Below are 9174 nucleotides of genomic sequence, written 5' to 3' on the forward strand. Positions count from 1 at the left end.
AGCCCCATAATACGCACTAATATGGTGATAAATTATAATCTTTTCAAGTTCTTAACCTTGGTCGATTTTTGCTTATCTGGGCGTCTAACTGCCTTGTTTTCCTTAATCTTTACCCTGAAATTATCCTATTAATTACTTTTTTGGACGCTAGGCTTCGCTATAGTGTTCCAAACGCAATATTTAATTTTCAAGAAACTGCTGCGTTTTGATAGCCACTAACTATCAAAATACAAAAGTAAAATAGGAATAAACTATCATTAACTACTAATATTTTATGAGGTCGATCACATGAGAACCCCGCCATTTGCTGATTTGGTGAACCAACATTTTGATTCTTTGAAAGACGCTGCGGCGTTTTTTCATGTGACGGTGCCGACCATTCGGCGTTGGTTATCGGGTCAATGCTCGATCAACCCGATCGCCGAGAAACTCATGAATGTGCATGCTCGGGGTTATTTGCCACTGGATCACCGTTGGGACGGATTTAAAATCAACGTCGACCGCGGCACCTTGATCACACCAGAAAGACGCGAATTTAATCCCAAAGAATTGCTCAGTTTTGCCTACTGGCGTGATGAGCATCGTCAGCTGGTTGAGCGCCACGGCAAGATTGATTCACCGAAATATTACCCACCCAAGGAGCACCCATTGCCATTTCGTGGCGGTCGACGACTGCCCGCCAAACCTTGGGTGCCAAGCAAATTCAAATAAAAGAAACAGGATAAAAAAGGATTAGTAATGAAAGTGAGTGTCTATATCGATCAAGTGCTGTTCAACCAAGCGCTCAGAGCCGCCAAAGACTCTGGACTGACGCCATCTCAAACCATCGCTCATTGGGCGGCCATGGGTCAATTCATGGAAACCAAATCCCTCGGCTCGTTGAGGCTCATACAGAGTGGCCATAAAAAGAAGTAACTCACCTGCCCGCTTTCATCGATTTGGCGCTGGCGATCCCCCTACAGTAGGCTCAGCGCAGCGCCTTGGTGACTTAAAAGAGAATAAAATAAGGACGTTACGACAACGGCTTATGGAAGGTGAAGACAGTGGGATCGCGGATTATAACCTTGACGCCTTGATAAAAGCGCTGGATCACGAGATAGATAAGATCCCTCCCGATGAGCCGGCTTGACTCCGTCGTTAGGGATGACTCGCGTTGGCGGACACGCAACTGGCTGCCAAACTTTCTGTCCGACTTTGTGGGAAAACGAATCCTGTGTTCTTTAATGCAACACTAAAAAATTCAAAGGGTAATGCCGTTTGTTTCCCAGGCATGGATTGACTCGCAGTCCAATAATCGACTTGATTAAATACGCCATGATTGTCAAAGAGGTTTCCTGAGCCCTGAAAGAGCGCCGATAATTCTAGGCCTGTTGCACGGCGCCAATCCCTTCTTTCCAAGAATTGAAGTTCAGCCAGGTGTTGGCAATAGCGGTCATATTGACCGTGGGTGCCGTCTAAAGTGGCGTCCTGTCCATCTTGACGAAACAGTCCAAAAAGCGCACTGGCCGTCGCGTGGAGACCGACCCCAACAAGACTGGAGGCGTACGTTTTGCCCGCGTTATCAACGGTGTTCTCTTGGTGGTAATTCAGCGTGTCTAAGAAAGGAACACTAGGGGTACCGGTGAAGAGCTTGTTATTAGCCTCAGCATATCTCCCTTTGACCACTTTTAAACAGGAGCCACCCGAGTTATTTTTGTCGGTATTGTTCACCTGACCACACGAAGCTAGAAGCGGTAAGATCTCCAACTTTAGCGGCGCACTTTGTACGCCTCTAAAGTGCGCGTATACCGTGACGGACCCTTCCTTTCGAGCAATGCCGATCCGCTCACCGTCTGGAATGCTCAAAATATCCGGATCCATGGATTCAAGTCTGAGTCCCGACAGTGTTGAAATGTTCACGCGTGATGACGAAGTGTGCGCTGCGATGTCTTGTGGGCCATCAAACAAGGCTTCGGTTTCTGCAAACACCTCGAACGTGATGATACTCTTCACGGGGAACGTGCGACTGTCCGCCGTAACGATCACCTCACTGATTTGGAATGATTGCGTTTCTACCTCTAGGCTCTCGTTGTTTTCAATTTTAATCTCTTCAACCTTTTCGAACAGGTTTTTTTCTTTACAACCGACCAATAACACACCGGCGATCAACATTGTGCTTTTCAATACTTTAATAGAACTGGGGTGTTTCATTCTTAATTTCCTCATGGCGTTATATGAACGACGAGGAATATATACATTATGATCGTTGCGCGTTTTTGCTCTGTCCGCTTCTTTGAAATTAATAATTATAAATTAGAATGAGAAACCACTCAGAGGGGCGTAACTTGGCTTAAAATTGGGAAGTTAATTTTAATATTCAATAAGTTAGACAATGAAAAAAGGAGACACACAGATAATTAGCAAAACCCTTTCACTTTTTGTTGTAACTTGGAGACCTCTAACATAACTAGAATCCCTAAGGTGCTTTGTTAAAAATCTACTATCTTACGTATTTAGAGCGCTTGTTACGTTCCGGTTAACCAACTTTCAAGCTCACTAACCAAAGTATCTTCAGTAAAACCGCCTACTTCTCTAAATATTTTTTGTTGAATATTGTTGAACTTTTGCCCAACAGCCCCTCCAGAAAGGTAATTCCGGATTACACTTGATGAAACGAATATAATCCCGGAATCTTCACGCCCTTCACCTGCAATTATCCATCTCAAATTTGACTCAAAATAATCAGGAGATCTTGCAATAATCTCGGGTTGAAAGCCTGCCCCACTTGAACTTCCAAACCCCAACCGTCCATGTGACTTTTTGTGATACTTCACTTCTATAAAAAACAAAGAAGGGTTTTCACCATTACGACAAATAAGAATATCAACAGCTTTTTTATTTTCAAATAACACTAGATCTTTATATTTAGAGCATATTTTTGTTTCTATCAACTCTCGCAAATATGATTCAAATTTGGATTCATTATCAAACACGGAGGACCTCCCAAAGGCACATGGCACGAGCTAAACTTGCCCAGACTAAACTATTGCCATACGTTGAATGTATATTTGAGCGCCTTTTATATTGTTTCTTCAACGATAGCCTTAGCTGCTTCTTTTAATAAGTTGTTTTTCTGCTCTTCGAGAGTTTTTTTAGCCTCTGGACATGTTGTGAAAGTCATAATTTGTTCCAGATACTTAATTTTCTTTGTGTAATCACGTTCATGAAGAATAAGGCTAATTTCATATCGGCCAAAAGAAAGAGCTAGAGTTATCAAATAAGATGCTAGGCCAGCTGCAAAAGAGATTGTTTGCTCAGTAACATAGGGGGCAACAGCTGAACTAGAAGGTAGCGTTTTAGACCATGTTAGAAGAATAAAAGTTGTAACACCTGTTATAGCTGCACCACTTAATACGTCAGATTTTTTGATACCTTTTGCTTGTTGAGGTAGCTTATCGTTAGACATACTTGCTCCCCCTGTGAGCTTCTACCACTTCCCAAAGTGGATCATCAGGGTAAAGGTATAAAACATTCGTTTTCTTAGTTCCGGCATTATCTATAACTACGATTCGTACTTTCTTAGTCTTAAGCCGATGAACTACCAACGGCATAAGATAATACAGAACTACGACTGCAACGATTAGGAGTGATATAACTATAGAAGTTTCCACTGTTTTTCCTCGGCTGGCACATGATCTTTAACCTTTGTAATAGTGTAATTCACAGTTGCTTTACCCGTTAGTTTAGTTTTTTCTTTGTACCAAACTCCTTCCACTTCTAACAGATCGTCTTTAGAAAACTTCTCTTGATTATCAGATACTCGCTTCAAAAATTTTGGATCAGTAATGTATACAGTTACGCTGTTAGAGGGGTTATCTTTAGAAATTAGCTTCCACTTGGACCTTGGATTATAGCTCAAAGTCTCGATATAATAGAAACCGAAAATTTCACCTTCCTCGACTATATGTTTGTGACTTCTTCTTAAAACCAGGTTGTTCTTATCCTCTTTAGTAATCTCAATTTTAGGGCAAGTCGATATACCATGATCAATAACTAACGTATCGATACCATCTTCAGTTAAAGGTGTTGCAATATCACTAATGGCAGAGCGAATCTTGGGGTTAGTTAGAATTGCGCACTGTAGTTCATTTAGAATGACCCGCTCCCCATCAATATCAATTTCGAAACCATCACTCGTATCTTTAATGACAATCTCTGTGGTACTTAAATCCATCTGACGTAACAGGTTTATCGCGTACTGAATCGAGTTGAGGACGGAGTTAGTAACTGAAACTTTTTCAATAGACTGTTGCGATTCAGATTCAGATGTAAATAGTTTTAGCCACCACCAAAGCGAACCTTCTTGAAAGCCACCTTCTAATAAAATCTCTGTATCAATCTTTGATTTATATATTTTATTCGCTTCTTTATAAGCTTCTCGATAGATCGTATCAAACCCTTCAATACTTGCAGAGACATAAGATGCTTTCATTTGATGAGAGCGAATTCGCTTTCCTGAACCGTCATAATGAATTTTTATTGACTGGTTGTTAACAAGTTCCATATTACCTCTTGAAAATATAACGTTACGTTAAAGCCTCAACAAATCGCCTTACCACCAAGCGAGATGCATGGCAAAAGTGCCATGTATTGCGAATCAATCTAAACGTTTGTTAGATCAATTGAATACCTCTATACAGCTTGTTAGTAACTGGGGCTCAAATTATCGACAGTGTGATCAATTTCATTCGCTAAGTCTGTTACGTTCCCTAACAGCTCTAGGATTGAATCAACCGATATATCAATAACTTGCCCCTCTTTGTCATAACCCGCCCGATGAACACAATGATGACGCAGCTCTACGGCTTTAAATAACCATGAAAGGTCTCCAAACTTATGACCTAAGACTGCTTGATACATTGGCTTGATCTTTTTGACATCATGGAAAATCAGATCTTTCAAATAACTTGCTACAGTCACTTTAAGTGCATCTTGCTCTTGATAAATTTCCTTAAGGGTGAATTTACGCCTACCAAACTCAGGATCTGTTTCTACTAATTTCCGCGTAAGTTCATCTGAATTACATACGTGATGAATAAACACACCTGCTAAATACCCCTCGACTGCTGATACGACATGAGCATGAACCATAACCAAAAAACTGAATTTAGCTTTTTGGGGCACCTCTAATTCGAGCATGTTATCAACACTGTCAAGTTGGTCTATTAATAATTGATAATGTGGTTTGTTTTCGTTTTCTAAAAACCACTCGCGCTCTCCGTCTTCCTCTTCATCATGGGGATATACATTTTCTTCTAACCATCTATCCATAAACTCTGGATCACCGGCACTTCCACCATAACTCTCGCAAAAATCTGCGTACTCACCCATAAATTCATCTCTCTGGTCTATATTTCTGGTCAAGAATTATAACCATCAACTCTATTTATAACAGTGATTTAAATCATTAGCTGTGAAACTGTGTGACTAAAGTGCAAATTGTTGTAATGGAAATACAGAAAGGGCCACTTTCTTAAGAAAGTAGCCCTTTGATTGGTGTGAATTATCGACGTTTCTTGTAGCGTTTTCGCGTGGTGTTCGCCCTCACCACACGCCCGTTCTTGAGCGTGTAACCTTTCTTAAGTTGGCCGTTTGGTCGGCGGCCTTTGCACTTGTGTCCTTTCATTCGAAACCTCTAGTTTTCGTATCCGTTGCTCTTGGTCTTGCTGTACTCGCTTTATCCAGTTGATGTCCGTTTTCAAAGCCGCAATAGTGCCAAGGCTTGAGACTCCGCCGGTCATGAATGCAATAATCAATGTGTCCAGAAAGCCCATTACTTGCCCTTCCATCTCGTTACGTAAAACTCGAGGAGATAGCGAACCATCGCGCGCATGCCGAGCGTATCAACTACGACCGCACCCACCACAAACCAATACGGATTGGGGATACGCTGCAACGCGTTAAAACCTTGCTCAACATAGGGCGCGTAGTTGGGGATAAATGATAGGATGAGCGGCACGAACACCACCAAGAGAATGAACTCGTCTTTGAGTCCCCGCTCTCGAATACTGACTTCATCAAGACTGCTGGCCTGTTCTTCGCCATTTTGTAATCGACGTACCCTAGCCTGATGCTTCTCATTTTCGAGTTCGTCTTTACGCTTTAACGCCTCAACTTTGTTTTGATTAAGCAGTTTCCCTACCCACCACCTTGTTGTGTTCGGCTAAAGGCATACTGATTGTGTAAATATAAAGCGATACGGCTAAAATCAAACATGTTGCTTCGTATTGATGTTTATATCGATAATAAGTTCATAAAATCAGATGGTTACACAAAACCATTATTAGTTTAAAAGCTCTACATTTGGTAAGGTATTCAAGGAATCAATAACTTATTATATAAAAGGCTTAATATGAAAATCGGTATGGTTGCCCTATCACTATTCACCGCTTTTGGCATCAGTTCATACGCGCTTGCTAATGAAAATGACACAGCAGCTAAAGAGCTCGGTCATTTTTATGCAGGTGTAGATGTTGGATTTTATAATGAAACCGAATTAGAATACCGCGGTAGCAAAATTGAAGATTCTTCTGATCTAGCTGACTTGAGTTATAACTTAGTTGGCGGTTATGAGTTCAATACACACGATGTAGTAAAGCTGGGATTAGAAGCGGAGTACCGAAAAATTGGCAAAGTTAACTTTGCTCAAATGATGGATATGGAAGGCCAAGCCTTCTTCGTGAATGTTAAACCCAAATTCATCGTTAAAGGCGACGTCTTGGATTTGTATGTCTCCCTGTTAGCAGGCGTTGGATCTATTGATACGGAAATCAAAGCCTTTGGGCTATCAGCTTCTGAATCTGAGGTCGCTTACCAAATCGGTGGAGAATTTGGCGCAATAATTACCGACAATATCGACGTTCATGTTGGTTACCGCTCTGCACATATTGAAATAGAGTCCATCGATGTTTCATCCAAAACAGCATACATTGGTGCACGATACCATTTCTAAAGTTCCTTCAATGGCTAGACCAATTTATTGCGGTCAACTAGCCTAACATTGCAAATAGTCCGATCTCTTTGAGGTCGGATTTATCATTATTGGTTCACTTAACTTCCTTTACATTGCCTCCAAATATAGACCTATTCTTCCACCAATATAAAGTTACGTTGCAACTTATTAGAAAAACCAGCGCTACTGCAAGATAAATCACTCAAACAGGCTGCTATTTCGTGTTTAAATTTTGATCTATCAATCAGTTATATGATTAAACTTGGTGACTAAGCAAGCAAACACTATGCATTCACGCTTACATTATGAATTATAGTGTTAACATCAGATAAATTTGTAAACCAGGTGTTTAGTATGTTGCCTAAACTTTATAAGTTCAGATCTCTTCACGATAGAAACATACAATCGATATCCGAGTGTTCGTTGTGGTTTGATTCCGCTAAGACCTTTAATAACCCTTTTGAATCTCATCACCTGTTCAACCAAGAACTTCAGAACGACTTCAAGGTTATGTGCTTCTCTCAATCGAATGACCATCCCATACTTTGGTCTCAGTATGGTGATAACTTTAAAGGTATGTGTATTGAGTATGATCTTAACTGTTATCACGGTGAGGCAGATCTCAATTGCTTTGAAGTTCAGTATGCTGACAACCCAAGCATGCTTAGTTCTCCTTCGCTAGTTGACTTAAAAGCATCGAAATTAGCCGCGAGCGTACTTGGAATCAAACATTCAAACTGGCGTTACGAAAAAGAATATCGCTGGGTACTGCCCAATGAAGAGATTATTGGCAACAAGCTGTATCTGAATAAAGAGTGTATAAGCTCTGTGATTCTCTCAGAACACGCTCCTGCCGATAGAAAACTAAAGGTACTAATGACTTGCCAACACCTCGGCATTCCCGTTAAACACGCTGTCGCTAAACAAGATTCATGTACATTTGGCACCTTCGGCTAAATAGATATCAGTAAAATGAACGCCCTACGAGACATATTGCCCATACAAAGTGACAGTGCAACAAATTAACATCTTAGTCAGATCACCGTAATTCACTCGTATTCATTGGCGTTTTAGACAATCATATTAATATCATTTAGTTATAGTGCATTATAATGGTCAATTTGTGATATGAAGTCGGATGTACTTTTCTGGAAAACTGTATTTGAACTTTTTCTTGATTGGTAAATGCTGTTTCGCCTGTCTACAAGCTTTACTATCGCCGGACGTTCTCACTCTCTTGATTTTTGTGTAACCTTTGGAGTGCTTCATTTCAATCATCAGGTCACAATAACCATCGATTTCAACATTGCTCTTTTTTAGCCCTTTCATAACCGTGGCTTTGATTTTTTTGGCTACGGGATTAACCAATGCATCGTCGGGAAATACGACTGGGGATGAAAAAAACAACAAAAGGATTAGATATCTCATACTGTTCTCCTTTATTGGAACTGAGAACAGTATGACGATGGTTAAGACAAGCGAAGAACTAACTTAGTATGAAGATTGACAAGATAAGACGTAATTCTTGACCATTACGCCTTCTTTGAGCCTTTAGATTTGAAGCCGTTATGCGGGAATACATTACGAATACGTTGTTGCACGTTCTTAGGTACATCCTTTGTGAACTTGAGATTATAACCAGAACGCTTTGCGTACACTTTTAATTCACCTTTAAAAGTGTTGTTGTGGCCAATCTCTTGAAGGTTGTGCTTAAAGCTGGGTGGAAGATGACCTTTAACTTGTTCGATCGCCCCATCGTTAAATTTGATTTTCAATACCGGCCTATCAACCGCGACTAACCAAAAAACCAACGCTGCACCGATTAAGATTACATACATCATAATGTCACCACTACTGTTGATGATTATTTATCGTCAGAAAGGAGCTTGCTTAAATCTTCTTTAAGATTGGTTACTGTCTTACTGGCCTGTTCACTACGAGATGCTTCGCTCACCAAATACTCAATAGCATCTGATAGCGTACAACCTAGCTCGTTCGCACGCTGGGATAGCTTTTCCCATACACGATAATCAAGGTCGATTGATTTTTTCTTGGTGTGAACTTGTTCAGCATTAAAGTGACGCTTTCGCTTAGCTCGAATCGCTTGCTTGAGCTTGTTATCGAGCTCAGGAGACATGTTGTCAGATATCCACTCAAGAACACCTGTTGGTTGGTGTTCAAGC

15 protein-coding genes are annotated in these 9174 nt (G+C 40.7%); 5 read left to right on the top strand and 10 right to left on the bottom strand.

The features are described 5' to 3' along the window. The first annotated feature begins 288 nt into the window (after nucleotides 1-288). The 3 genes from AB4232_RS20130 to AB4232_RS20140 are packed head-to-tail and all read left to right on the top strand — an operon-like array spanning nucleotide 289 to nucleotide 1129. Nucleotides 289-711: a phage protein gene (locus AB4232_RS20130; RefSeq protein ID WP_305368385.1), complete on the top strand. Its 423-nt coding sequence runs from the start codon at nucleotides 289-291 to the stop codon at nucleotides 709-711. A gap of 27 nt (nucleotides 712-738) precedes the next feature. Then, nucleotides 739-915: a hypothetical protein gene (locus AB4232_RS20135; protein ID WP_181256981.1), complete on the top strand. Its 177-nt coding sequence runs from the start codon at nucleotides 739-741 to the stop codon at nucleotides 913-915. Beyond that, complete coding sequence (locus AB4232_RS20140; protein ID WP_102421156.1) at nucleotides 896-1129, top strand: type II toxin-antitoxin system ParD family antitoxin; 234 nt, start codon at nucleotides 896-898, stop codon at nucleotides 1127-1129. The genes AB4232_RS20135 and AB4232_RS20140 overlap by 20 nt, the downstream gene beginning before the upstream one ends. Before the next feature lie 8 nt (nucleotides 1130-1137). Here the strand turns inward: AB4232_RS20140 and AB4232_RS20145 are convergent, their stop codons facing one another. The 7 genes from AB4232_RS20145 to AB4232_RS20175 form a co-directional block, all read right to left on the bottom strand. Then, a complete protein-coding gene (locus tag AB4232_RS20145; RefSeq protein WP_372087857.1) occupies nucleotides 1138-2190 on the bottom strand; it encodes a hypothetical protein in 1053 nt (350 codons plus the stop codon). A gap of 314 nt (nucleotides 2191-2504) precedes the next feature. Then, entirely contained in the window at nucleotides 2505-2972 is a 468-nt protein-coding gene (locus AB4232_RS20150; RefSeq protein WP_372087858.1) for a hypothetical protein, read from the bottom strand. A gap of 86 nt (nucleotides 2973-3058) precedes the next feature. Further along, a complete protein-coding gene (locus AB4232_RS20155) occupies nucleotides 3059-3445 on the bottom strand; it encodes a hypothetical protein (protein ID WP_372087859.1) in 387 nt (128 codons plus the stop codon). Nucleotides 3446-3634: 189 nt separating this feature from the next. After that, the gene (locus tag AB4232_RS20160) at nucleotides 3635-4543 is read right to left on the bottom strand and encodes a hypothetical protein (protein WP_372087860.1); all 909 of its coding nucleotides are present in this window, start codon (nucleotides 4541-4543) and stop codon (nucleotides 3635-3637) included. Between the two features lie 140 nt (nucleotides 4544-4683). Continuing rightward, a complete protein-coding gene (locus AB4232_RS20165; RefSeq protein WP_372087861.1) occupies nucleotides 4684-5370 on the bottom strand; it encodes a hypothetical protein in 687 nt (228 codons plus the stop codon). 248 nt (nucleotides 5371-5618) lie between these two features. Next, the gene (locus AB4232_RS20170; RefSeq protein ID WP_345890794.1) at nucleotides 5619-5813 is read right to left on the bottom strand and encodes a hypothetical protein; all 195 of its coding nucleotides are present in this window, start codon (nucleotides 5811-5813) and stop codon (nucleotides 5619-5621) included. Next, on the bottom strand, nucleotides 5813-6172 hold the full coding sequence (locus tag AB4232_RS20175) for a hypothetical protein (RefSeq protein WP_372087864.1): 360 nt from the start codon (nucleotides 6170-6172) through the stop codon (nucleotides 5813-5815). Before AB4232_RS20175 ends, AB4232_RS20170 begins: the two co-directional genes overlap by 1 nt. Nucleotides 6173-6391: 219 nt before the next feature. Between AB4232_RS20175 and AB4232_RS20180 the strand changes: the two genes are divergently transcribed. Together AB4232_RS20180 and AB4232_RS20185 are read left to right on the top strand one after the other, a co-directional pair. Beyond that, entirely contained in the window at nucleotides 6392-6991 is a 600-nt protein-coding gene (locus AB4232_RS20180; RefSeq protein ID WP_372087862.1) for an outer membrane beta-barrel protein, read from the top strand. Nucleotides 6992-7345: 354 nt separating this feature from the next. Then, nucleotides 7346-7948 carry a DUF2971 domain-containing protein gene (locus AB4232_RS20185; RefSeq protein ID WP_122047515.1) on the top strand — a complete coding sequence of 201 codons (603 nt, stop codon included), beginning with the start codon at nucleotides 7346-7348 and terminating at the stop codon, nucleotides 7946-7948. A 159-nt stretch (nucleotides 7949-8107) separates the two neighbouring features. Here the strand turns inward: AB4232_RS20185 and AB4232_RS20190 are convergent, their stop codons facing one another. From AB4232_RS20190 to AB4232_RS20200, 3 genes are all read right to left on the bottom strand, one after another. Then, on the bottom strand, nucleotides 8108-8419 hold the full coding sequence (locus tag AB4232_RS20190; protein WP_269336190.1) for a hypothetical protein: 312 nt from the start codon (nucleotides 8417-8419) through the stop codon (nucleotides 8108-8110). Between the two features lie 104 nt (nucleotides 8420-8523). Continuing rightward, nucleotides 8524-8832 carry a DUF3634 family protein gene (locus tag AB4232_RS20195; protein ID WP_012603889.1) on the bottom strand — a complete coding sequence of 103 codons (309 nt, stop codon included), beginning with the start codon at nucleotides 8830-8832 and terminating at the stop codon, nucleotides 8524-8526. 23 nt (nucleotides 8833-8855) lie between these two features. After that, a partial coding sequence (locus AB4232_RS20200) for a Ter macrodomain-binding protein MatP (protein ID WP_372087863.1) occupies nucleotides 8856-9174 on the bottom strand: 319 nt, incomplete at its 5' end.

It is taken from the genome of Vibrio sp. 10N.286.46.A8, assembly GCF_041470165.1.
Lineage (GTDB): Bacteria > Pseudomonadota > Gammaproteobacteria > Enterobacterales > Vibrionaceae > Vibrio > Vibrio tasmaniensis_A.

Coding starts and splice junctions, on each gene's coding strand:
- AB4232_RS20135 (WP_181256981.1), top strand. CDS start 739: ATGAAAGTGAGTGTCTATATCGATCAAGTGCTGTTCAACCAAGCGCTC.
- AB4232_RS20180 (WP_372087862.1), top strand. CDS start 6,392: ATGAAAATCGGTATGGTTGCCCTATCACTATTCACCGCTTTTGGCATC.
- AB4232_RS20130 (WP_305368385.1), top strand. CDS start 289: ATGAGAACCCCGCCATTTGCTGATTTGGTGAACCAACATTTTGATTCT.
- AB4232_RS20190 (WP_269336190.1), bottom strand. CDS start 8,419: ATGAGATATCTAATCCTTTTGTTGTTTTTTTCATCCCCAGTCGTATTT.
- AB4232_RS20155 (WP_372087859.1), bottom strand. CDS start 3,445: ATGTCTAACGATAAGCTACCTCAACAAGCAAAAGGTATCAAAAAATCT.
- AB4232_RS20195 (WP_012603889.1), bottom strand. CDS start 8,832: ATGATGTATGTAATCTTAATCGGTGCAGCGTTGGTTTTTTGGTTAGTC.
- AB4232_RS20170 (WP_345890794.1), bottom strand. CDS start 5,813: ATGGGCTTTCTGGACACATTGATTATTGCATTCATGACCGGCGGAGTC.
- AB4232_RS20185 (WP_122047515.1), top strand. CDS start 7,346: ATGTTGCCTAAACTTTATAAGTTCAGATCTCTTCACGATAGAAACATA.
- AB4232_RS20165 (WP_372087861.1), bottom strand. CDS start 5,370: ATGGGTGAGTACGCAGATTTTTGCGAGAGTTATGGTGGAAGTGCCGGT.
- AB4232_RS20145 (WP_372087857.1), bottom strand. CDS start 2,190: ATGAAACACCCCAGTTCTATTAAAGTATTGAAAAGCACAATGTTGATC.
- AB4232_RS20160 (WP_372087860.1), bottom strand. CDS start 4,543: ATGGAACTTGTTAACAACCAGTCAATAAAAATTCATTATGACGGTTCA.